The following is a 22,505-nucleotide window of genomic DNA, read 5'->3' as shown; positions in this document are numbered from 1 at the left end:
GAGGAGGCCCGCCATCATGCTGCCGCGGGCACCTCCTCTTCGGTGAACGCCTCCAACAAACGCGGCACGTCCGCCAGCACGGCGTCGATCTCGTCATCCGATGCCCGCGAACGGTGTGCCAGAAGCCTTTCGATCAGCACCAGAGCACCGGTGTCATCGTCGTCCAGGCTCTCAGCGACCGAGCGCATGACCGAGGCGCTGTCGGTTCCAACGGTTTCCTGGCCAACGCCGACGAGCACGACGATGGCAGCCTTCACCGCCTGTTCAGCACCAGGCATGTCGCTGGTGCGCTCCAGCGCAACAGCAAGGCCCAGCAGGGCCTCGAAGACGCTCTCGGTCATCCGACCGACCACGCGGTCCGGCTGGCCGACCAGCAGGGCGATCAGCGCCTCAACCCGGCGCTTCAACGCCTCACCAACATCCTCCTGGCCGTAGGTTTCCGCCAGCCAGTCCAGCAGCGGAGCCAGGCTCTCCCATACCTCGGCGGCGTCGGTGCCAGGCGCCACCCACTCGCCATAGGCCCGCAGGTCGGCACTGTCGAGCAGGCGCAGAGGACGGCGCAGGTCGACGCCGAAGCGCCCCTCCAGCGTGACGGCCTCGGCAAGCGCGGCCTGGAAGCCGTCGGCGTGGTGGAGGGCTTCCAGAACGACGGTCGAAAGCGCGGTGAGGTCGCCGTCCACGTCGATCGACTGGACGGCCGCCGGCAGGGCCGAGAGCCCAGCCGCCGCGGCGAAATGATGCGCTTGGACGATCTCAGGGTGATTCCGCACGGCCGCCATGACCAGCAGGATCGGCAGGCGCTCCGCCTCAAGGTCGGCGTCGGCCTTGGCGCGGCGCAGGGACATCACCTGGGCGCCACCGCGCCCGCTGCCTCGCAGCCGGTCCAGGCGCCCGCGGAAGGTGGCAAAGAAGGCATCGCGCAGCGTGGCGTCCATCTTCACCTGCGACGCCGCGGCGTAGAGGGTGTTCTTCAAGGACGCGATGGCTTCCGGCGTGTTCGGCTGTCCATCCGTCTCCAGATGCCAGATCGCGTCCACCAGTGGCATCGCGTCCTCGATGACGCGGCGCATGGCCTCGGCGCCACGCTGGCGCACCAGGTCGTCCGGGTCGAGGCCGGCGGGCAGGAAGGCGATGCGGATGGACTGGCCGCCGTGGATCAGCGGCAGGACACGCTCACACAGGCGGCGGGCGGCTTCCCGGCCGGCGCGGTCGCCGTCGAAGCAGATCACCGGCATCTGATGCAAGCGCCACAACATCTCGACGTGCTGGTCGGTCAAAGCGGTACCGAGCGGCGCCACCGCCGTCTCGATGCCGGCGGCGTGAAGGGCGATGACGTCCATGTAGCCTTCGACGACCACCGGCGGCGTGCCGGGGCGGACATGGACGTTGGCACGCGACAAGCCGAACAGGGTCGTCGACTTCCGGAAGGCAACCGTCTCGGGCGTGTTCCAATATTTCGGGGCGTCCGGGTGGTCGGTGCCGGCGCCGAGCAGCCGGCCGCCGAAGGCGACGACCGAGCCGCCCTTCGTGGCGATGGGGAAGAGGACGCGGTTCGCCAGCGGGCAGAAGACGCCGTTGCTCTTGTCCATCAGCACGCCGGCCTGGACGCCGAGGTCGTCGCCGTAGCCCTTGGCGCGCAGGGCGTTCCGCAGCGCCTGGCGGTCGGCCGGCGCGTAGCCCAAACGCCATTTCCGGATCACGTCGTCGGACAGACCACGACCGCGCAGGTAGGCCAGGGCCTCGGCCCCTTCGGGCGCCCACAGGCGCTCTTCGAACCATGCCGTCGTGTCACGCAGCAGATCTGTCGTCGCCTTCACCCGGCGCCAGTGGTCCCGATACCGCTCATCGACCTCGGGCATCGGCAGGCCGGCCATCCGGGCGACGACTTCCACGGCCTCTGGGAACTCCAGATGGTCGTGGCGTATCAGGAAGCCGAAGATGTCGGTGTGAACCCCGCAGCCGAAGCAATGCGCGAAGCCCTTTTCGTCGGAGACGTAGAAACTCGGGGTGTTCTCGGCGTGGAACGGGCAGCACGCCTTCAGTTCGCGCCCAGCCCGCTTCAGCGGGACGCGCGGGCCCACCACGTCGGAGATGGGCACCAGGTCGCGCAGGGCGTCGAGGAAGGAGGTGGGAATGGCCATACTCACCTCCGCTCAGAGATCGTCGTCGTAATCGACGAAGGCGAGGCCGTTGGCGGCCAGCCGGAGGCGCGGCGTCACATCGTTGCCGGCGTCGGCAACCGGCGTGTACCGGCTTGATTCCATGTGGAGCCAGCGGTGTGATTCATTTGGGATCACGATCTCGGCGGCCTTCTCGGAGTCCCCGTTATCCAGGAACTTGTCGCGCTTGTTGCGGAGACCCTGATAGCAGCGCTTGATAAAATAGAGTTGGTCGCAGGCGCGCTTGAGGCCGTCAGCCTGGAACAGCGTGTCCCTCTCTCCGCGCGTGTTGGATTGTGCCACGACGACGAGAGCGATGTTCAGGACCTTGGCGATTTCCGCAAGTTCCTGGGCAGCCTGGTTGAGAAATTCGGTGCGTGAGACATCCCCCGGCGTGGAGCCGATCAACTGCCAGTAGTCGATCACAGCCACGCGAATGTTGTGCTTCACGACGTAGTATTCGACCTGGCGGCGGAACTTGGCGACGTTCGCCAGCGGATCGTGCAGGTACCACACGCAGTCGGCGGCGTTGCCGGCGGCGTAGCGCAGGCGAGCCAGGATTTCCGGATCGATCGGCAGCGGCCGTCCATCCGGACCGTTTAGCGGCGTCAGGGCGTAAAGGTCGACGCCCGCCTCGTAGGCGAGGCGGCGCTGCTCCAGTTCGTCGGCCGAGACCTCCCAGGAGCCGTAGATGTGCGGGACGCCGGCGCGGCCGAGGTGGTGGGAGATGGTCAGGCCCATCGTTGTCTTGCCCGACTTCGCCCCGCCGGCGAAGGCGTAAAGACGGCCGGGGTACAGGCCGCCGAGCATGCGGGAGTCCAGAACCTGCAGGCCGGTGGAGTAGCGCTCGATCTGCCCCTGCTCCAAGCGCTCCACGAGGCGCTGCGCCGCCGTGCGGCGGTTCACGCCGAGTTCGCGGCGGCTGTGCACGACCTCGCGGCAGGTCGACAGCACGAAATCGAGAAGCGCGTCCGCATTGTCGCCATCGAAGGAGCCGTTGATGCGTCCGCGCGTCTGGTCGAGCAGAGCCATCAGCGAGCGCCGCCGCGACATCTCCCTCACCTTGTCAGCGTAGTCGAGCATCTGCTTTTCCAGCGCGCGTCCCTTGGCGGTGACGAGGGGCTGGCGCTTGCGCAGGTCCGCGATGTCGAGAGTGCCATCGGTGAGCAGGTCCTGCAGCGCCATCAGCGGCACCGCATCCTGTCCTTCGCTGGCGGCGTTCGTGATCCGCCGGAAGGCTTCCCGGTGGCCGCTGTCGGCGAAGTCATCGGCCGAGATGTGGCCGTGGATCGAATTCACCAGATCGCATTTCTGCGCCAAGCCGAGGATGAGGGCCTGTTCCAGGTTGAGTTTCACCAGGGCGGCCATTCCGGCGTCGACATCACCGTCGACGGATTTGGTCATCATGTTCATGTGCGCGTCCCTCCCCTCAGAGTTTCCAGCCGCCAAACTGCGACGGCCGCTGCGCGACGGGCGCGCTGGTGTTGTTTTTGTTGGTGGTCGCGGCAGACGGAGCCGGCGATTTGGCCGGGCGGGTCGAGGCCCCCGGAGCGTCCTTCGGCTTCTGACGGTCGGCTGTCTTGTAGGTCAGGGCATACAGGCTCTCACGGGACTTGCGCTTGATCTGCCAGACGACTTCTTCGACCGGCGCCCCACGCTCCTTGGCCCGGATGACCTCATAATCCAGGTCGAACTCGCTGTAGGCGTTGACCTGCTGGATGGCTGGATCGAGGGCGCGGCGGCGCAACTGCGCCCAGTCCTTGAGCGTGCCCGGCGTCACATCGAGCAGTTCGCGGAGCCGGCCCACGGTCATGGTCTCTCGCCACGGCAGCGTCCGGCGGTCTGCGAAGCGCTGCGCCCATTCGTAGAGCGGGATGGCGTAGGACGAGGTGAAGGCGAAGAGGACGCGAAGGCGCAGGTTGCTGTAGAGGGCCGGATCGCCGATCAGTGGGCGAAGATGCGGAGCGAAGGCATACTTGACCACCAGGTCGCCATCAGCCCCTTCCTGAACGGAGCAGGAGGCGAGCAAGGTGCTCTTCGCCCAGCCTGGCCGGCCATCCTCGCCCCACATGTCCCACTCCACCAAAGTGGTCAACAGGCGGTCGAACATCGTCCGCAGGCGGTCGTAGGAGCGGTGTCCGCCAGCAAGTGCTACGGATAGCGGGTTATCGGTTCCATCCGCTGCGGCATCATCAGCGGCCCGCTGTGCACTGTCGGGGATGCGCATCCGGTAGGTCCAGGCGCGGCGGATGTGCGCCAGCGTGAAGGTGTGGACCTCAGTCTCCATAATGCGCGGATAAGCGAGCGCGATCAGCAGCGTGTAGAGTTGCTGCTCGGTGGCCGACAGCGGCCCTGGATCAGGCTTTCCCGGCTCGACGACGCGGCGCACGACGGTGGCGCCAACAGCCTTCGGCACGGTCGCTGGAGAAAACGGGTCGGTCGGGTCTCCATATGACTTCGGACGCGCTTTCTCCGGTGGCTGAATTTCACCATCGCGGACGGCGGGAAGGACGGCTTCCTTGCTTTCGGACTGCGGGGGGGTAGGGCGGCGACGACCTCCCATCTTACGAACTCCTGTTCATGTTCTGTTCTTATGATAGGGCAACAACGTGTTTCCTGACAAGATACCCTTTCCGTAAAGTCAGAAAAAAACGTCAGAAAATTGGGGCGAACAAGCCGCGAGGCGCAAAAGCGAGAAAAATTTAACGTTTAGAAGGCCTTGGCATATTGCGGCCGCATGTCAGGAAATCGCCCATGACGCTATTTCCAGAGGGACTGCGACCGAGGATGAGACGCCGGGGTTTTCCTCGGAGAATGCTGAAAATGCTTGGGAAATCCGACATATAACGGAAAACGTGATATAGTCCAATGACTTGACACTGGCAGCATTTCAAGACATTTCCGCCGCGCTCACTTTCTCGCGACGATCTCAATTTCAGCCTTTCTGGTGAGCGCCCCGTACGTCAGGGAATAGTGCCCCGTACGTCAGAAAAGGAAAAATCCATTGAATATCAGTATGTTGTGTTGCGAGTCCGCGAAACTTCTAACATGATTGCCGTTCTCAATGTCAGGAAAAGAAGGTGCACCCCGTACGTCAGGAAATCACCGAACTGGTGCCACTGCTGAGTTTTAGCATCTTTCTCTGACATTGTTGGCATGGCGCATGTTCGGGAATAGCGCCCAGTAAGTCAGGAAACAGCGCCCCGTACGTCAGGGAAGAGCGCCCATAATGTCAGGAAAACATCTGGAAACCCGCATGGATACTGGGCTTTCAGGCGCTCTAGGAGAAAGAGGAGAAAAGGAATGTGCGCGTGCGCGCGCTTTTTTGGGATTGGGAAAAGCCTCATTCAAAGACGACGGAAGCCATGCGACGATTTCCCTTGCAAAGCCTCCCGTCTCGCGTAATTGCGGTGCTGTCACACCCAGATCAGTTGTGCCTTCGGGTTTTTCGAAGCCCATGAAGGGGCCAGGGAACCTCGCTGGACGCATCTCCTGCCCTTCAAGCGCCTACCCCCGCTTCCAGGCTCATTGATCGAACCAGAGTACGGTTCTAGGCGATCATCCCAGAACAGTCTGATCAACGGCACGGCTACATCGCCGGAGAGCATGATCACCCTCGCCAGAAGAAGGATTCGATCGGTCGTCGTCGCCGGCTGCTTTTCCTGACATGCTGGCCATCAGAGAAGTCAGGAAATGGGTGGCGCGCCCGCTCCCGCCCTCCCCGCCCGGCCCTCACCGCTGCCAGCCATCCAACATCCCCCTAACGCCGCCCGCCGCCAGCGTCGGACAGATCCTTTTTCGGTGCATCTACCCCCCAAGGGGCAGATGCCGGCTGCGCTGCGGCCGCAGGCTGGGGGCCGGAAGGCCCTTTTGGGTCGCCGCCGCCCTGCCCTTCCCGGTGATGCGGCGAGGCGCCCGGACTCCCCGGCCTGGCTCCCCGGCCTGGCTCTCCGACCGGGCGCGGGTGCCAGGGACCGCCTGTGTCTGGCCGCCTGGACGTCGACCTGGGGCTGACCGGTGACGACGACCGCATGTAGCCGGTGCCGGTATGACGATGACGGTGCCCGGACACACCACGGGCGGTCCGGAGGCAGCCCTGGAGGTCAGTCCAACCACCAGGGCCAGGACAGAAGCACCAATGCAGATCGTCCGGACGCTCCAGCGTCAAATCTCGAGCCTATTGGTACTGCTTGATCATGGTCGGATTGGTGGTGCCGTTCGCTGCTGCCGATGAGACGCAGACGGGCACCGGGCTCGCGGGCCTCGTGTCGGCGGTTGGCTTGTCCTGGGGCCAGATGGCTGATGTCACATTGCCGCCGTTGCTGTCGTTGTCGGGCGTGCCGCCCAGACCGCAGTTCTCGTGTGTCGGCGTCTGCGGCGTCATGGTTGGGCCCTCCAGTTGGGCATGCCCCGACAACAGCCGCGCGGCCGGATTGGTGCCAACCTCCCCCGGCTCGCCCTTCAGCCGGGTTTGCCCTCGACGGTCGCACCGTGTGTAGTCGCTGGGGAGGACGGGGCTATGAAGATTATCTTGAGCCGCAAGGGCTTCAACACCGGCTACGGCGGCAAGCCGAGCCCGATCCTGCAGGACGGACGGTTTTTCCCGCTGCCAATCCCTTATGACCGTGGCGCGCCGATCCGCTACACCGACCTGCCGTGCCCGCCCGGGCTGGAGGGACATTACACGACGCTTGCCGATTACGTGATCGGGCACCGCGCCTTCCGGAAGATCGTCGTCGAGCATGAACAGACCGACGGCAGGAAGCCGAAGGCGAAAAGGGTACGGGTGACCACCGACACCCTCGCGCATCTCGACCCCGACCTACATCATGAGATGCGGCCGCGATCGCCAGACTGGAAGCCTTTGTTCGGCCAGGCGGGCCAAGCGCTGAAGATCCTGCGCAAGAATGGCGTCAGGGTCGGCGATGTGTTCTTCTGGGGGCTTTACGACCGGCTGGTGCCTAGCCGCGCGGGCCGACCGCCGCGGTACGAAGGCAAGCGCATGCACTGCATCTTCGGCTGGCTGCAGGTCGGTCGTGTGCACCAAGCGCCATTTCCCGATCTGCCGACCTGGGGCCGCTATCACCCCCACGCCGGCGCCGATCCGGGCGTGTGGGATGAGGACAACAACTGGATCTTCAAAGCGGTCGACCAGGCTGAGCCTGGGTGGTCTCGATGCCGATCTTCCCACGCTTCCGGCCAGACCTGCGCCTCACCCAGCCAGGGGCGTTACGCGTCGACGACTGGCGGCTGCCGTCTTCGTTCGTTCGGGCCGCTTATGCAGGCCGGCCGGTGGACTTGAGTTGGTCAGAGGAACTGGCAGGAGGACGACCCCGGCTGGATGCGTTTCAGCACGGCAGGGCAGTGGCAAGAGGGTGTGTGGGATCCCCTTCACGCTCCCGGTACCCTCGATTGGCTCGCCGGACTCTTCAGGGAGTTTTCCATCAACCCAGAATCCGACACCATGATCGATGGCCACGCGGACGACCCTCGCGACCAAACCTCTGCCTCTACATCGACCTGATCGCCCTCCCTGCCAGGGCTCGAACGTCCCTCCCCCCTTCCCTCCCCGTCCCTCCCGGCTTGACAGCAGCGATCTGGCGCAGACGTTCCGCTAGGGTCCACTCAGTCGCGACCGCCTCGTCGCACAGCGCCCGCATCTCCATGATCGTCGGCCGCCACTTCTTCGTCCGCCGCCAGATGCGGACAGCCTGATCCACCGCCCACTGCGGATACTCGCCCAGGTCCTCGGCCCAGTCGCTGGCGACCATCCGTTCGACAGCCGGATCGAGTGGGTTCGAGCGCGGTGGGCAATGCGCGAACAGAGCCAGCAGACGGGCCAGCAGCCAACCGGGATCGACCGGCGCCAGGATCTCGTGTTCGATCGTGGCTAACGCCATGGCTGCGGCGTTGGCGTCGGCAGGTTCAACGACCTTCGGTGGAAACCATGTTTCCCGTAATTCAGTGAAACTGCCGGCCTCGTCGAAGCAGGCGCGCTGCGTGATTCCGCCAGTGACCATGGCTTGCAGCGTTTCCGGCAGCCCTCCCAGCAGAGCGGCGTGCCGTTGGGAGGGAGGCTGCGTCGGATCGTAGACGGCCAGCGGCGGCGTGTGCAGCGGGACGACGTTGCCGGTGACAAGGCTTGGCCTCTGCATCACCATCCTCCGCCGAACGAGGCCGCGCCGGTTTCCGCCGAAGGCCGCTGACGCAGACGATTGGCGACGCTGGCCCAGATGTCGACCTGCTGGCGGGCGGCGGCGGTCTTGTCGGCCATGCGCGACATTCCGGAGACGATTGGAGTTCCGGGAATGAGCGGAGCCTTGCAGGCCTGGACGTCCTGCAACAGCCAGGACCTCCAAGCGGCGCCGACGTCGCGGTACTGGTAGCCGTGGGCTTGACAGCGCAGGACGAAGCCCTCGACGTGACGGTTGAGGTCGATGCCGGTGTGTTTGGCACGGGCCCATGCCAGGTCTGCGGCGGACGGCATCCAGTCGGCTGTCACGGCCTGCGTCTCTCTGGTCGGGTGGTCTTCGACCCGCTCAGTGCTGACACCCTCGCGCCCGCGCCCAGCGAGCGAGTCTGGTTTGTTTGAATCCAGTTGTTCTTGTCGCACTGCCGCACAGGGGGAGTCAGCCACAGCGACATCGGTGTCGCGCTGCCGCACAGGCATCGTCTGGACGTTGACGATCGGACCGCTGCCGGGCTCCAGTCGCAGGCGGTAAAGGCAGGATAGGCGGCCGCCGGTGGCGGACTTGCGCGGCTCGACCTCAATCACGCCAGCCGCGGCAAGGTGACCGAGGATGCGGTTGACGGTGGAGCGGCTGCGCTTCAGGGCGGTGGCGAGCGTCGCCTGTGACGGCCAGCATTCGCCGCGGGCGTTTGCGTAAGTCGAGAGTGCGGCCAGGACGGCGAGACCGTCGGCGTCGATGTCCGGGTGGCTCAGCCACCAAGCCGGAATGCGGCCCCAGCGGGTGGTCTCCTGTCCGGTGTTCGGCTGGTCGGTATTGGGGGTTGGCATCGCTGACTCCGCAGATGGGGCGCCGGTACATGTCGGCGGATCTGCGCTCAGGATTCCGGGGCTGGGTTAGCCTGACAAACGCGGCGGATTCCTCCATAGAGGACTGGTTCGCGCCTACTGAGGATTGGCTCGCGACCATGGAGGGCCGGTACGCGACCATGGAGGACTGGTTCGCGAGCCTGAAGGATCGGTGCGCGGCGCGGCTGCGAATCGGATTCCTGAAGGACTGGCTCGCGCCTATGGAGGATTGGTGCGCGGGGTGAGCCTGGAGGGACTCAGGCCGGGGACCGGGTGGAGGAACGGCTCGCGGGCTGAATATGGTAGGGCATGAAGGCCCTTCAAACTGTTTCCATTAAATGCTGAAGGCCGCGATTTCATGGACAGTTCGGCCAAGTTTACGGAAACGTCGAGCCGCGAACCGCTCCTCCATATCGTTTCCGGAAAATCGTTTCCGAGCATGTGGCCGCAGGAATCACCATATCCGGAAACGTTTCCAGATATAGAGGACTGGTTCGCGGGGACGACCGTTTCTGGAAATGCGCGGGACCCGGGAAGGCGCGAACCGCTCCTCTGTAACCCTCCCCTCCCCCGCTCCCCCGCTCCCCCGATTCGGCTTGAGCGCTGTTGTGGACCGTTGGGCGGCCTTGCAGCCCGTCGAGTCGTACTGGTGCAGGTGCGAACCAATCCTCCAAGGCCGCGAACCAATCCTCCATAAGCGCGAACCAATCCTCCATAGCCGGCCTGTAAATCGGGCATGATTACAGGAGGAGCCATTGCCCGTCGGCGCAGCCTCGCCCATTGTCGTGGATCGGGTGGAGGAGGTGGATCGATGACCAACAACAGCGTGACACAAAGCCAAGTGGCCTCGACGCTGCAGTTGGCCCTCTGGTCTCATGAGCCGGAGCAGCAGGACGGTGACGCCCGGCAGACGAACGCCGTTGGCCTCTATGATCTGGCACCTCGTTTCGTCTTTGCGTCTGGCGAGCGCGGCGGTGAGGAACGCCGCGACAATGCCCATGTCGAGTCCGTTACACGGTCCTTCGCTTACAATGGCGAGCCCTACGTGATCACCCTTGATCCGGCCCGTGTCACGCGCAGGGTGCGCACTGATGCCGAGTACAAGACGGTGCGCATCGAGGCCCTGCCTGGAGAGCGTGAGCAAGTCGTCGAGGAGGTGATCCGCCGGTTGGCGACTGAACGCACGCGCCTGATGCTGGTCGATGGCGACAACCGACGCAATGCCAAAGTCCAGATGCGGTTTTCCTTCTACGAGATCCAGAAGGAACTGGCTCGGGTCCGACGCACGCTCAGCATCACCGAGATCAAAGAAGCGCTGCTGATCCTCAGCAAGACCTTCCTGACTATCGAGCAGCCGGCGGATCATCCGGGTGGCAGCGCGACATTGCTGCAGTCGACCGCGTTTCCGGTTGTCGCCATGCGCGGCGGCAAGGGCGTTTCTGTCCGTCTCGACGACGACGGCGAGGTTGGCGGAAACACAGAAACGTATCTGGAATTCAACCCGCTGGTCGCCAAGGCGATCATGTCGCTAAAATTCCAGAGCATCTCCTATGAGATGCTGATGAAGATCCGCAACCCAGTCTCCTGGTGGCTCTACAAGAGCCTGTCGCTGCACTACCACAACAGCGGCGATGTCGAGCCGATGGCGATCCGTGCCGGCGACATCATCACGAACAGCGGCATGAACCGCTCCAAGCGCCATCGCGATACATTGCGCGCGATCAAGGTCGCCGTGGAGGTGCTGGTGACCCAGGGTGTGCTGGCCGGCTACGAAAAGGAATCGGAGCGCGGTGCCGGCCCCGAGATCGTGGACGTCACTTACGCGCTACGTCCCTCGGAGCAGTTCCTGGAGCAGATCCGCCGCGGCAAGGCCCTCGCCGAGCAGAACGCCCGGACCCTGCGTCAATTGGCACAGCCGGAGGATCTGGATGACCAGGGCCGACCGCGTGGCCCGATCCCGATCGACCGTGTGTCGGAAAGTGCGCTCCGCCGCGACCGGCGGAGCCTGCTCAAGCGGGTCGACATGGAAGTGCCGGTGATCGACGCCGCTGCACAGGGCTGAGTCCGCATTGCAATCGCATCCACACCGCTATGCGTTGCGTATGCCGATAATGTGTCTGGTCGAGGGCCTGCGTGCGCTCTCAAGGCCGTCGATCACGACGAGGCGCGGAGTGGCTGATCATCTGCACCTACGTCTTCACCACCCAGTCGCAGCGCCGCGAATACCTGCCGCATTGCTTGACGCCATGACGTCAGGGCTGGCCCCGCTAACCGTGCCCCAGGGCTGATCGGCATGCACCTGACCGCGCCTGCCGATCCGCAGCGGAAGGGTACGTCGTCATGCCGAAGCCACTTGCCCGCAAGACCAAATATCAATCACTCCTCGCAGTCCAGAGTATCCAAGCGTGAAGAAAGATCGACGTTGCTCAACACTTCTGATACCCTTGAGAAGTATGGAATGTAGGCTAGTATCGAAATGAAAGAGATTCTAGTAATTGTTGTAGCGGCAGTGGCGATGGTGACGGCGCTTCCCACGTCTGCTCTTGATAAGGATCTTGCGCGTGCCATCTCGGCATATCAAATTGGGATCATCCGGGGCATCACCCCGGATGGGCTGATCATCAACGCGAAGATGCTCGACACCGAGATCCGGATCGCTACGGCGGCGAAGACGGTAACCGATCCGGCTGCCGCCGAAGTCGGACGGCTGACGGACAGCACGGCGGCTGTTGTCGACATTTGGCAGTCGTTCAAGGTCGGGCCCTGCAAAGGCCAAGTCTCATTAGACGAACGCGAGAAGTGTGTAGCCGATCTGAAGCGTCTCGCCGGCCTGCTGCCAGGCTTTGATTTAGCGAAGGTGTCCCCATCCTTCGCGAAAGAAGCCGAGGTCATATCGCAGGCGCTCGCCCTGCTGAACAGCCAAGCACAGCGGGCGCTGGAAATCGTGCTGAAATGAGTCCGACCGGTACGGCCGTCTGACGCCTGGGCCGCACCTCAAGCGTCAGACTGGATTGGCGTCGCTGACCATGGAGCGTCAGCCTGCCCCCCTATCTCAGATACAAAGCATCATTTGGCTTGTCAGGGGAGCACTACCGACGATTGATGCCGGCATCCCGATTTCCGAGGCCGAGATCTTCCGTACGTCGAGGAATACACGGCTGTGGAAACGCTGGAGAGCCGGCGATCGTCCCCCTACTCTCCACAGGCATTGGCTACCACGTAACCACCGGCATTCTCCGCTGACGTTCTTCGGCACCAAGGCCAGCCCCCAAGGCTGGCCTTTGACCCGCTACCTGTTCCGAAAGCGGTTCTGATAACGCCCTGCCCGGCACCGAGCGTTACAAGGCCGCGCCCCCCGTTACCGACCTTCGAGGTCGCGACTCTGCGCGTGTAACGCCCTGCCCGCCCCGGGACCAGCAGCGGCACTACCTCATACGCCTCCGACATGCCGAGAGCAGAACAAGGCAGCACATCGGGTAACGCTCGCGGAAAGCGCAGTGGTCGCGACCCCGGTCGGGACCGCCGGTCAAGACCACGTCTCCGGTTCCCTGAAACCCGTAAACAGCAAGGCTTTCAGCCCAACTGCAGGTGCGTCCGCTTTTCGGGCGGCTCGATGATTTTTTCAAAAACCGGTCGGCATTATGCAAGGCCAGTTCTGGGCGCCTAGAAAGGGGAAACCATGGCCAAAAAATCCACGACCGATACTACCGAACCAAAGCGCTCGAGGAACGCCGAACGGATGGCGATGCGCCGCGCCAGGCGGAAGAGCGCCGGTTTCAGACCGTACCAGATTCACCTGACGGCTGCGGCCTGCAGCGCAGCCGATGATCTGGCCGGCTGCATGACCGGGGGGCTCGACACGGTCGCGACCGCGCCACACCTTGCGCAGGTGCTGGAGGATCTACTGCCGGCCCTGGACGAGAGCGACGTGGTCAGCCTTGCCCAGCAGCAGGGCGTGGATGGCAAGCCTGTGTCGCCGAGCGCGGCCGCGGCGCTCATTCTGGCGACCTTCGGGCCGGTAGCAGCAAGGTCTGGACTGATGGGTCGGATCGCTGCGCTTGGTCCCGACCAGGGTCGGGACCGTCAGACCGAGATGCTCTTGGCTGCGTTGGAGATCGGGTTGTCGATTGTCGAGCGACCTTCCATCGCCGAATGCCTGGAGGCCGCCCAGGCGCCGGAGGAGGGCAGGAGGGATGTGGTCGGAGAAACCATCACGAGGCTTCGCTTTGTCGAGGTGCTTGAGAAGGCGGGCACTCTTGCCGGAATCATGCGCGCTCCGAGTCCGGGAGCGGCGGTCAAGGATGCGCTATCACTCCAGCAGCATCTCACGCCAATGATCGGCTCGAGGGAGGTGGGCGCGATGGCCAACCTGCTCTGGCGGGACCACTCGCTGGCTGCCCGTCAGCGGCTCGTCGCGCATGTTGCCGAAGAGTCTATCACCGCCCTCTTCCGCAGTCTAAGAGGCATGCCTCAGGCACGAGAAAACGTTGCGGAGGCTAAGACATTGCGTGCTGTGTTCGATTCGCTCGAACTTGCTGTCGCCGCCGTTCCGCGCTCGGGCGACCACCCGTTGGCGAATCTCAAGGGCGCCTTTCTAGAAGCCGCGAACCAAGCAAAACGGGAAGGTCGAGTGGGTTCGACCGAGCAGTACCTGCAGGAAACCCTGTGTCGTGCTGTCGGTCTTCCACTGCCGGTGGCTGCGTCGATGGCAGGAGCGCCGAAGCCAGTGGGCGCCCTACCGGCTCTACCGGCGGCAAATGTCGAGGCCGAGGAGATCGGAGACGATAGTCAAAAGCAATCCTCCGGCATCGGCTTGTCAGCCTGGAAAGGCTTGCTCCGCTGGTGAGCGGCCCTCTTTTCCGGTTCATCGAACGGGGAGGGGCTTGGGTTGTTGTGCCATGGCCTTAAGCAACGGCTCCACGCTGCGCCACCTCGAGCCATCCAGGACGCCATACACGCCAGTGAGGGCCTGGATCTGGACCACGGCCTTTGGCGGAAAAATGGCGCCGAAGTACCTGCAGCGTGTCGCATCCCGCCACGTCAGGTCCAAAACGCGACCTGCAGAATCGATGCACCAAGCATGCTCGATGGGGAAACCTATGTCAGGATCGTAACCGTAGCCTTCGACATACCGCAGGTCTGGCTGCGTTTGTACGGTCTTCCAAGCATTCGTGAAGCAGTCTGATAGCGCTCCATGCATGATGGAGGTAGGTAACGGAACGGGAGCCCAGGACTGGCCATGGTTCAGTAGGTAGGCCATCGGCGTCCGCCAGTGAAGTGAGCGCCTGCCGTTATGGGCGTTCTGGATTAAGGGCACCATTGCAGCCACGAAATCGCGCTCGACATCGTCGGTCGAGAGTGCAAGCAGCCGATCAGTTTCTGTCATGCCATGCCCCTGGAAAACTCTTCGGTCTTCGCCATTCGTTAGGTTGAAAGGGCAGGGCACCGGAAACTTGGTGCCCGTGAGATGGCGGTAACGTTGCTAATTGCAACGCTGGCCAAAGCGCTCCCGCTGTCGCCGCGGTGTTGCAATTAGCACCACCCGGCCCATGCTGCAGATCATCCTATCGGCTCGTCAACGAGCAGGGCATCGATGGCGTCCCGCATTTCCCGGAGCATCGTGCGGTCCGTATCGGCCAACGGCTTGCCGGTCGGCTCTGTCCGCAGGGAGACCAAGGCATCGCGCGTCGTTAGAACGCTTCGGGCGATGCGCTTCGGTAGGGTCGAGTGTGCGATCTCGGCAGGGTCCTCGGAAGAGCGTCGTGCCTTCGTCTTCGGTGCCTTGGTGCCTTCCCCAGGCTCGAACTGGGCGCCGGCATAGGTGCGCTTCGCTCTTTCCCAGGCGGCGGTTTGGGCCGTGTCGTCCTTCAGGCCGGCGATGTCCCTCAGCACCTTCATCGGGACCTGGACCTGGAGGTATTCCTCGCGGATCCGGGCAGGCAGATCGAGAATTTTCAAGGTCCTTGAGACCTCCGACTTCGCGATGCCGAAATGCTTGCTGATGTCGCCTTGCGACCAGCCCCGCGTCTCCATGATGCGGGCGAAGCCATCCGCGGTCTCGAAGGGGCTGAGGTCGGAGCGAAGCAGGTTCTCGACGAGCGCGATCTCGTCGGCAGGCGCATCTGCATCAAGAACGACGGCGGTAACGGTCGGTTGGCTCAATGCGCGGACAGCGCGCAGGCGCCGCTCACCGTAGGCGAGTTGGTACAGCCCATTGGGGAGCGGCTTCACGCCGATCGGCTCAAGCAAGCCATAACGCTCGATGGACTCCGTGAGCGCCGTCAACTCGGCCTTGTCGAAATCGCGACGCGGCTGGTCGGGGTTCGTGGCGATCGAGTCCACCTCGACCTGGGCTGTGCGGCCGTTCCGGTTCTGAAACGAGACGGGGAGGGCGCTCTCCCCAACAGGCTTGTTCTCGCGGCCTTCGCGCAGGGCGCCCAGCATCGCGCTGTTGGTCCGTCCGAGTTTACGCGACATGGGCAACCTCGCTCATACGGAGGCCGAAGCGCTTGGTGCGCTCGGCTACAAGGGCATCGGCGACGGTACGCAAGGAATCGGCGCCGGCGGCGTTCGACACCGCGCTCACGGCCGCCTGCCCGGCCGCGAACGCTTGGCTATAGACCGTGGCGCGCGGAAGCGGATCGAAGATCCGCGTGGTTCCCGAATACGCTTTCTGCAGTTCCAGCAGCGACTCCCGATCCTGGGTGAGGCGTTGGTTGAACATCGTCGGCAGGATCCCGAGCACCGTCAGCGTCGACTGGACGGTATCACGGATGTCCGAGATCGATTCCAGTATGTACTCAATGCCGAGTACCGACATAAGTTCGGTCTGGCAGGGGATGAGGACGGTGTCGGATGCTGTCAGGCTATTCATGGTCATCTGCGCCAAGTGCGGCGGAGTATCGATCACGACGAAGTCGTAGGTTTCGCGGAGCGGAGCGAGGGCCTTGCGAAGCGTGAAGATGCCGGTGACTTGTCCTTGCAGTTCACCCTCCACCTTGGCCAGCCGGATGCTCGACGGCACGATGTCGAGGCCGGTGTCTTCCACGCTCAGCACGACATCGGCGAGGGTGGTTTCCTTCCGGAGTACGGCGTCGAGCGTGCGACCCTGGCGGTGCAGGTCGATTGCGTTGAAGCCAAGGTGGATCGTGGCACTGGCCTGGGGATCGGCGTCGATCAGCAACACCTTATGCCCGCTCTGGGCGAGCATGGTCGCGGTATTCACACTGGTCGTCGTTTTACCTACACCGCCTTTCTGGTTGCTGACGGAAACGACCAAGGCAGGGCCGTGCTTCACGCCGAGGCCGGCGATCTCGCGATGTAGCAGATCGACCACGATCTGCGGCGGCTTGTCGGATCCGCGCTCCCAGCCGCTGACCTTCTGCTTGTCGTAGCGGCGATTGAGCCGTTCGTTGAGCCATGCCGCGAATTCGGGCTGGCTTAAGCCAAGGCGCTCGCGGAACGCCTTCACATTATCCCCTAGCAAGCCCGGCTCCGATCAAAAGTGACGTTTGAACCTTGGATACAGGTAGCGCCCACATTCGTCAAGAAACGGCTGTGATGGCTGAAACCGACTACCCGCCATGGGCGCATCTGCGAATGCCTGCATCCTGAGCGAAGGAGTAGTGAAAGAGGGAAGGGGTGTTGCAAATAGCAACAGCGTCACGACAGCAGATACGGTTGAGGATCGACCCGCTCCTGTTCCAGGAGTAGGAGCGGGTCAAGAATGACACGATGATAGCGTGGCCGTTGATGCGATCGAAACCAACGACGTTTTCGATGGTGGTGAGGAAGGGTGAGCCGAAGCCCGCCCCTCATTCCTTAGAACCAATCCCAGTTCACAGAACGGCACCGGACCGGGAGCACAATGTTGTCATCGCCACAGGCGAGAGCCCGATGGATGGCGCTGCGGTCGGCGTACCGGTTTCGGGCGTTGTAGGTCCGCCGAAAGTGGGCTGGAGCACTGCGCTCGCCGGGCCGGCTTTCGCGGTGGAAGTACGCAATCAGGTGGAGGACGACTAGGCTCTCATCGATGGCAGTGGCATCACGGCGGAAGCGGCGGCCTCCGATCCGCCAGCCCTTCTCTACGTAGCGCTTCCAATTCGGTTCATCCTCGCCATGTTCCCACGGCTGAAAATACCAGTCGATCTCACGCTGGCGCTGGATGACGTCGCGTCGGCGACGGAAGGTACGGGACATTGATTGTGCTCCTTCATTGTGCACAATCGGTCGTCCCAATGGATTGTCTTTAGCAGCATCTGTTGCCATCCCTAATCAAAGCCGAACCCGACTGCTCTATCGGACCGGTCCATCCCATAAGGGACGGTTGCGGAACAGTGTGCCACTGGTGACTGCGTCGGCAAGCGGCTTCTCCATGTCCGGGAGGAGCGAGCCGCCGAGAAAAACACCCCGGTCGGTCCGCTTCCGGTGTTGCTATCCGACTGGTGTCTTGTCGCGCCCTGCGTAAGATCAGCCGATAAGTGAACGGTGGTTGGGGGGACATGGAGTTAAGGGTCCTGTCACAGCAAGCCGTGCTCGACGGCGGATTCGAGGGCGCCGACGCGATCGTGTCCATCCGCGGAACTGCATCCGACATTTCAGTGGCGGATCTCGACCTCGCCTGTGCACAGGCGACGCTCGGCGATGTCGATGCCCTTCTGGCGCTACTGTTCGACGACATCGCGATTCCCGTCTACGGTTCTTTCCGAGGTCCGACCATGGACGACGTCTCCGCCGTCATTGAGTTCGGTCGGCGGATACGGGAGCAGAAGCCGGAGGGCAGGGTGGTGGTCCACTGTCTCCACGGCGTCTCATGGAGTGCCGCCATGGCTTTGACGCTGATCGCTGACGACCTGGGATCCGGTGAGGAGGAAACGGTACAGCGGCTCCTGGCGCAGGACGTGGAAGGGCGCATGCACCCCAACCCGCTGATCGTCAGCATGGCCAATGCCGCCTTGTTTCGATACGGCGCCTTGGACGCTGCCCTGGCGGCCGCCAGTTCGCGCTACGTCAAGTGGCGCACCTTCTGGCGTGAAGCGGCGACCGATCCCGCTGGCCACTGGGAGCGGTCCCGAAAGGCGCGCTTCCTCCGGCGGACTCCAGAATGACACCAGCCGGCTGGCGTCGAGTGCAGCGGCCTACAGGTAGCAGCAGTATGTCACGACTTTCGCGCGAGCCGGCCAAGTCGCCAGCCATCCGATCCTGACCAGTCGACGCCGCAGTGCGACCCGTCCGCTCAGGCCAAGCCGGATGGTAGCCGCGCGCTGGTCGATCTCGTTGCAAACGAGGGCGGCCGCCACACCCACCTCGTGCAAGAACGGCTTATCCTGTCCGCAGCCCCGGATAGGCACTGATCGCAAGAGTGGCAGAGCGATGCCGCTCGTCGGAGCAACAGTTTTCGGCTTCGACTTCAACGGCACCAAGTTCCGCTTGTAGGCCGGTTTCTTGGCGAATAGGTCCTGGCCGCAGTAATCGGCGAAGGCAATCGCCTCCGCCTCCGCCGGAAACTCGATCCGCAGGATGTGGTCATAAAGGTCGAACACATCTTCCTTCTTCCTGGCGCCGAAGACCTCATAATCGAACATCGTCGATCGGTGCGACGCTGTAGGCGCGACGTCGGGGAGCCAAGCGGCGAACCGTTCCAGCCGATCCGTGAAGCCGATCACCGCGAGGTGGATCACGGCGCCGGACCGCGTCAGGGCAAAGTCGGGGAAGATCTCCTTCAATCCGTTGGGCATGGTGTGGTCCAGGTAGGGGCGAGGGAAGGCATTTGAGAAACTAGCAGATCCATCTGCCCCTGATCTGCAATTGGAGGTCCAGAGGCTTTCTCCCGGTTGCGGTTGAAATAAAAGGAACGACCTGTATTATCGGGTAATGATATAGTTAAGGTGACGACGCCTCAACGTGCCACCGCGAAGTAATTGTCACAAATGCGCTTGCCATCGGCTTGCATGCACATGGCGTTGTTCGTTTCCGACCACGGCGTACCGTCGAGAGTACAATATAGTGCGCTAACAGACCGCGTTTCCTTTGGGTTGATATAAAGGCTTCCTTGAGCGCTGTAGCCATGGATATTGATAGAACCTTTGACCATCGCGCAATGGGTATTGCTTGCGGTTGCTTCCGCGACTTCTGAATATGCCAGATCACCAATCCCTTGGGGGGAGCCGTGGGAAACTCTGTATTTCTCCTGCCGGCGCAGGGCTGTGTACGCAGCCTGGCTCATCGTGACCGCAAGCCCTCGTGCTACCTGATCGGGGACCTTGAGCCGTGCGTTCAGGACGGCGGCCCGATCGTTGATGGTTGCGCGCCGGCTCTCCTGTATGATGGTCTGGTTGGTGTCTTCGATTTTGAGAACGTTCATGTATTCGGGTTTAGTAAGAGCGTCGAGCAGTTCCGTGTCCTTCATGATCTGATGAATCAGGTCGTGATCGATTCCACGGTTCGTCCCACTTGCCATGCCGAGGGTCATAGCGGCCGCAAGGACGTTCTTTCCAATGCTCCGGCCAACGTTAACCTTAGTTAGTCGACTGTTGCACGCATCATACTGCGTATGCTTATCCAACAATGGACTGCACTCGATTTCATTGACTGACGGCTTATAGCCCATATTGGTCTCAAACGCAGGCTCGATCGACTTGCGATCACGCCTTACCCAGAGGATTTCATTCTCCTCCTTCCAGCGTCGTTCTGGCTTGGCCGTGACCTCAACGATTTTCCATTTTCCGTCTTGTTCGGTCACCTGAACAAACCAGCCATTCCCTTGATGGATAGCACCATTATATCCGATGCTTACCTTTTCTCCGGTGGCTGTCTGCACGGCTTTTGGAGCCGTGCTCGCGCAACCGCTTGTCACGAGAACAGCCGCCACCAGGAGAGAAAGCCGAAAACGCATGAATTTTCTCGCCAGAAGAGTTTCTGACCTCATGCTTATCAAAGTACCCCGTTCAAGATCAATCATAGCGGAATTGCATATTCAGGTATGTATCCGCACGCGCTTCATCTTGCTATGCGATTCTCTTAAACGCTGTTCCTGGCCACACCGGATAAGATGACAGAACCATCTTTGGACGAATCGCCAGCAGATGAGGCTGACGGCTATTTTATGGAATGCGGTGAAGATGTCGGCGTGGCGTTCGTATCGGACGGCGATGCGACGGAAGCGCGCGAACCAGGCGAGCGTCCGCTGGACCACTTATTGGTGTCGGCCGAGGCGCTCCCTGCTTTCGATGCCACGCCGGGCGATGCGCAGGATGATCGCTCCCCGGCACAGTACCCGCCGGCAGTGGGCGAAGCCGTAGCCCTTGTCGGCGTTCAGTTTGGCCGGCCCACGCATTGGCGGATCGCAGGCACGGCATCGACCAGCGCCTCCAGGAATTGGCTGTCATGCCGGTTGGCCGGCGAGATTTTCAGGGCGAGGGGGATGCCGTTGGCATCGACGAGGATGTGCCGCTTGGAACCCGGCCTGCCGCTGTCCGTCGGGTTCAGCCCGGTCTCCTCGCCCCCTTTTGCTGGAACGCTGACGCTGTCCATCGCCGCGCGATCCCAGTTGATGGCGTTGGCATAGCCGAACCGGTCGAGCAGCACGCGATGCAGCCGCTCCCAGACGCCGGCTTCGTGCCATTCGTGCAGCCGGCGCCAACAGGTCATGCCCGAACCACATCCCATCTCAATGCCCAACAGTTCCCACGGAATGCCGGAGCGCAACACGAACAGGATGTCGGTCAGGGTCACTTGGTTGTCCAGCCGAGACCGCCCCCCTTCAGTTTGGCGGCTCCGGTGGGAGTAACGGTTCAATCACGGCCCAAAAGGGCGTCGGAGACGAGAGGTGCAGCCATCCCCCTCTCAACAGCCCAAACGCCGTTTTGTCAGGTGCTCTTAACCGGAGACGCTGGTGCGCTCGCCTCCTGTGGCAGAAGGGATTTCCACCCGAACTCTGCCGGTACGCGTCGAATAAGCCAGGAGGGCTCACGTTGGAGCACAAGGTCGTTCTGGAGCAGCAGAGCGATCAACTCCTGGCCGCGAAGCCTGCCGACGGCTGGAAAGCGGGACATGAAGTCCTGACGTTTGATTCCTGTTTCATCGACCGCGGGGATGAAGTCCGCAAGCCTCTCCACAGGCGGCACGGGATATTTCATGAGTTGTCCGACGCCCAATCCGGCTTCGTCGGCCAGCAAATATCCCCATCCATTCGCCTTGCAATAGCGCCTGCCGGCAACCGCCTTTCTCAGCGTATCGATGGTGCATATTTCAAGAGCCGACTTCACCTCAACGACCAGCACCCTACCGTCGTTCATCCGCAGCATCAGATCCGGATAATAGACACGCTCGCTCCCGAGCGCGCGGTAGGAGATGGCCAAGGGCTGGACACGGTACCAGTCCACCGTCGAGGCGGAGTCGATTTGCTCGATGTACGCTCGCTCAGCCTTGGATTCATGTGGAACGAGGTTGTATCCGTCGCGCTTACTGCGAAACCGCCCGACTTTGCTCCCCGATATGCCGACGCCCAACGCGCGCCTGTTCAGCGACTCACGAGGAAGACGCAGGCATCGGAAGGAGTGTTTATGGTCGAGCCTTGGAATGTCCCGAGCGGGCTTCTCGCCAGCGGGAGGAACCGTTGGAGGGTGATCACTATCGGGAAACCATGCCTGGGACAGTAATCGCTCAACGAATTGCTCGGGCGTTCGTGGAGAGAGGTGAGTGGAGCCGGTCCGGATTTCGGCTGAAACGCTGGAGGCAAGTGTGGAGAAGGAATTTTTGCCGACGGACTTTTCGGACATGATCTGCAGGACGAAGCGGACCTGCATAGCCGGATTCGATGCCGGCTTTCCTTTGTACAGCCAGTCGAACAGAGCCTTCGCGAGATCACGATCCACCGTGATTTCACTACGCATTTCTGCAATCAATCCCGCTTCGGTCGTTTTTCGAAACTTGATCTTATGGCGTAACTTCCTGCGACCTTCACTTAGCGAACTTTTTACCCTACCTGGCTTGACCTCAAGCATTCGCGCCACCGCCGCCATGGTTCTTACGGCACCTTTTTCAGGAAGGCCGAGATACAGGCGGATGATTGATCGCGTCTCCTGCGGCTCGATTTCTTCTAGCAGGACGTTGAGAGCGGCGAAGAATTGATCAAAATTCATTAGCAAAATCGTCGATCCGTCGGGCAGCATCAAACGCGAGAGAGAGCCATATTGCCGACTGATTTTGGCATTGTCACCATTCGATTCATCCATGGGTTGCGTCAAATTCGGTTCTATTCCCAATCATCGCGGATGGAGCAGAAGTTCTCCATCAATCGCAAGCAGACT

General features: G+C 62.4%; 17 protein-coding genes and 1 pseudogene. 5 read left to right on the top strand and 13 right to left on the bottom strand.

Going from position 1 to position 22,505, the window contains the following annotated elements; genetic code table 11:
• Positions 1-14: 14 nt before the first annotated feature.
• The 4 genes from dnaG to AL072_RS32925 all read right to left on the bottom strand — a co-directional run bounded on the left by dnaG (position 15) and on the right by AL072_RS32925 (position 6,543).
• On the bottom strand, positions 15-2,141 hold the full coding sequence (gene dnaG / locus AL072_RS32940; protein WP_052710518.1) for a DNA primase: 2,127 nt from the start codon (positions 2,139-2,141) through the stop codon (positions 15-17).
• Between the two features lie 12 nt (positions 2,142-2,153).
• Complete coding sequence (locus AL072_RS32935) at positions 2,154-3,572, bottom strand: DnaB-like helicase C-terminal domain-containing protein (RefSeq protein ID WP_045586363.1); 1,419 nt, start codon at positions 3,570-3,572, stop codon at positions 2,154-2,156.
• Positions 3,573-3,588: 16 nt separating this feature from the next.
• A complete protein-coding gene (locus tag AL072_RS32930) occupies positions 3,589-4,722 on the bottom strand; it encodes a replication initiation protein (RefSeq protein WP_082109453.1) in 1,134 nt (377 codons plus the stop codon).
• 1,614 nt (positions 4,723-6,336) lie between these two features.
• Entirely contained in the window at positions 6,337-6,543 is a 207-nt protein-coding gene (locus AL072_RS32925; RefSeq protein ID WP_045586361.1) for a hypothetical protein, read from the bottom strand.
• A gap of 135 nt (positions 6,544-6,678) precedes the next feature.
• On the opposite strand from AL072_RS32925, the gene AL072_RS32920 reads away from it, so the two are divergent.
• The gene (locus tag AL072_RS32920) at positions 6,679-7,461 is read left to right on the top strand and encodes an Nmad3 family putative nucleotide modification protein (protein ID WP_052710517.1); all 783 of its coding nucleotides are present in this window, start codon (positions 6,679-6,681) and stop codon (positions 7,459-7,461) included.
• A gap of 208 nt (positions 7,462-7,669) precedes the next feature.
• On the opposite strand, the gene AL072_RS32915 is transcribed toward AL072_RS32920, so the two are convergent.
• Both AL072_RS32915 and AL072_RS32910 read right to left on the bottom strand, forming a co-directional pair.
• The gene (locus AL072_RS32915; protein ID WP_045586370.1) at positions 7,670-8,314 is read right to left on the bottom strand and encodes a replicative helicase loader/inhibitor; all 645 of its coding nucleotides are present in this window, start codon (positions 8,312-8,314) and stop codon (positions 7,670-7,672) included.
• Positions 8,314-9,177 (bottom strand): helix-turn-helix domain-containing protein, encoded by an 864-nt coding sequence (locus AL072_RS32910; protein WP_045586360.1) that lies wholly within the window; start codon positions 9,175-9,177, stop codon positions 8,314-8,316. Before AL072_RS32910 ends, AL072_RS32915 begins: the two co-directional genes overlap by 1 nt.
• An 829-nt stretch (positions 9,178-10,006) precedes the next feature.
• Here AL072_RS32910 and AL072_RS32900 point away from each other — a divergent pair.
• The 3 genes from AL072_RS32900 (at position 10,007) to AL072_RS32890 (ending at position 14,041) form a co-directional block, all read left to right on the top strand.
• On the top strand, positions 10,007-11,257 hold the full coding sequence (locus tag AL072_RS32900) for a replication initiation protein (RefSeq protein ID WP_052710515.1): 1,251 nt from the start codon (positions 10,007-10,009) through the stop codon (positions 11,255-11,257).
• A gap of 414 nt (positions 11,258-11,671) precedes the next feature.
• Complete coding sequence (locus tag AL072_RS32895; protein ID WP_045586358.1) at positions 11,672-12,151, top strand: hypothetical protein; 480 nt, start codon at positions 11,672-11,674, stop codon at positions 12,149-12,151.
• A gap of 723 nt (positions 12,152-12,874) precedes the next feature.
• Positions 12,875-14,041: a hypothetical protein gene (locus AL072_RS32890; RefSeq protein WP_144428473.1), complete on the top strand. Its 1,167-nt coding sequence runs from the start codon at positions 12,875-12,877 to the stop codon at positions 14,039-14,041.
• A gap of 713 nt (positions 14,042-14,754) precedes the next feature.
• Here AL072_RS32890 and AL072_RS32880 read toward each other — a convergent pair.
• The 3 genes from AL072_RS32880 to AL072_RS32870 form a co-directional block, all read right to left on the bottom strand.
• Complete coding sequence (locus tag AL072_RS32880; protein WP_082405210.1) at positions 14,755-15,672, bottom strand: ParB/RepB/Spo0J family partition protein; 918 nt, start codon at positions 15,670-15,672, stop codon at positions 14,755-14,757.
• Positions 15,662-16,666, bottom strand: a complete 1,005-nt coding sequence (locus AL072_RS32875) for an AAA family ATPase (protein ID WP_060721770.1) — start codon at positions 16,664-16,666, stop codon at positions 15,662-15,664. The genes AL072_RS32880 and AL072_RS32875 overlap by 11 nt, the downstream gene beginning before the upstream one ends.
• Positions 16,667-17,016: 350 nt before the next feature.
• Entirely contained in the window at positions 17,017-17,394 is a 378-nt protein-coding gene (locus AL072_RS32870; protein ID WP_060721769.1) for a hypothetical protein, read from the bottom strand.
• Between the two features lie 302 nt (positions 17,395-17,696).
• Here AL072_RS32870 and AL072_RS32865 point away from each other — a divergent pair, with 302 nt between their 5' ends.
• On the top strand, positions 17,697-18,302 hold the full coding sequence (locus tag AL072_RS32865) for a hypothetical protein (RefSeq protein ID WP_060721768.1): 606 nt from the start codon (positions 17,697-17,699) through the stop codon (positions 18,300-18,302).
• 30 nt (positions 18,303-18,332) lie between these two features.
• On the opposite strand, the gene AL072_RS32860 is transcribed toward AL072_RS32865, so the two are convergent.
• From AL072_RS32860 to AL072_RS34010, 4 genes and pseudogenes are all read right to left on the bottom strand, one after another.
• Positions 18,333-18,932 carry a hypothetical protein gene (locus tag AL072_RS32860; RefSeq protein ID WP_060721767.1) on the bottom strand — a complete coding sequence of 200 codons (600 nt, stop codon included), beginning with the start codon at positions 18,930-18,932 and terminating at the stop codon, positions 18,333-18,335.
• Between the two features lie 161 nt (positions 18,933-19,093).
• Entirely contained in the window at positions 19,094-20,089 is a 996-nt protein-coding gene (locus AL072_RS34770) for a hypothetical protein (RefSeq protein WP_144428472.1), read from the bottom strand.
• A 159-nt stretch (positions 20,090-20,248) separates the two neighbouring features.
• A pseudogene (locus AL072_RS34015) lies at positions 20,249-21,032 on the bottom strand (IS5 family transposase); the annotation flags it as partial.
• 30 nt (positions 21,033-21,062) lie between these two features.
• Positions 21,063-22,430: a TnsA endonuclease N-terminal domain-containing protein gene (locus tag AL072_RS34010; RefSeq protein ID WP_082109450.1), complete on the bottom strand. Its 1,368-nt coding sequence runs from the start codon at positions 22,428-22,430 to the stop codon at positions 21,063-21,065.
• Between the last annotated feature and the right edge of the window lie 75 nt (positions 22,431-22,505).

This window comes from Azospirillum thiophilum (assembly GCF_001305595.1).
GTDB lineage: Bacteria > Pseudomonadota > Alphaproteobacteria > Azospirillales > Azospirillaceae > Azospirillum > Azospirillum thiophilum.
Note: the sequence above shows the minus strand (reverse complement) of the source record. Positions and strands in the feature narration are given on the sequence as shown.

Coding starts and splice junctions, on each gene's coding strand:
- dnaG (WP_052710518.1), bottom strand. CDS start 2,141: ATGGCCATTCCCACCTCCTTCCTCGACGCCCTGCGCGACCTGGTGCCC.
- AL072_RS32935 (WP_045586363.1), bottom strand. CDS start 3,572: ATGAACATGATGACCAAATCCGTCGACGGTGATGTCGACGCCGGAATG.
- AL072_RS32930 (WP_082109453.1), bottom strand. CDS start 4,722: ATGGGAGGTCGTCGCCGCCCTACCCCCCCGCAGTCCGAAAGCAAGGAA.
- AL072_RS32925 (WP_045586361.1), bottom strand. CDS start 6,543: ATGACGCCGCAGACGCCGACACACGAGAACTGCGGTCTGGGCGGCACG.
- AL072_RS32920 (WP_052710517.1), top strand. CDS start 6,679: ATGAAGATTATCTTGAGCCGCAAGGGCTTCAACACCGGCTACGGCGGC.
- AL072_RS32915 (WP_045586370.1), bottom strand. CDS start 8,314: ATGCAGAGGCCAAGCCTTGTCACCGGCAACGTCGTCCCGCTGCACACG.
- AL072_RS32910 (WP_045586360.1), bottom strand. CDS start 9,177: ATGCCAACCCCCAATACCGACCAGCCGAACACCGGACAGGAGACCACC.
- AL072_RS32900 (WP_052710515.1), top strand. CDS start 10,007: ATGACCAACAACAGCGTGACACAAAGCCAAGTGGCCTCGACGCTGCAG.
- AL072_RS32895 (WP_045586358.1), top strand. CDS start 11,672: ATGAAAGAGATTCTAGTAATTGTTGTAGCGGCAGTGGCGATGGTGACG.
- AL072_RS32890 (WP_144428473.1), top strand. CDS start 12,875: ATGGCCAAAAAATCCACGACCGATACTACCGAACCAAAGCGCTCGAGG.
- AL072_RS32880 (WP_082405210.1), bottom strand. CDS start 15,672: ATGTCGCGTAAACTCGGACGGACCAACAGCGCGATGCTGGGCGCCCTG.
- AL072_RS32870 (WP_060721769.1), bottom strand. CDS start 17,394: ATGTCCCGTACCTTCCGTCGCCGACGCGACGTCATCCAGCGCCAGCGT.
- AL072_RS32865 (WP_060721768.1), top strand. CDS start 17,697: ATGGAGTTAAGGGTCCTGTCACAGCAAGCCGTGCTCGACGGCGGATTC.
- AL072_RS32860 (WP_060721767.1), bottom strand. CDS start 18,932: ATGCCCAACGGATTGAAGGAGATCTTCCCCGACTTTGCCCTGACGCGG.
- AL072_RS34770 (WP_144428472.1), bottom strand. CDS start 20,089: ATGCGTTTTCGGCTTTCTCTCCTGGTGGCGGCTGTTCTCGTGACAAGC.
- AL072_RS34010 (WP_082109450.1), bottom strand. CDS start 22,430: ATGGATGAATCGAATGGTGACAATGCCAAAATCAGTCGGCAATATGGC.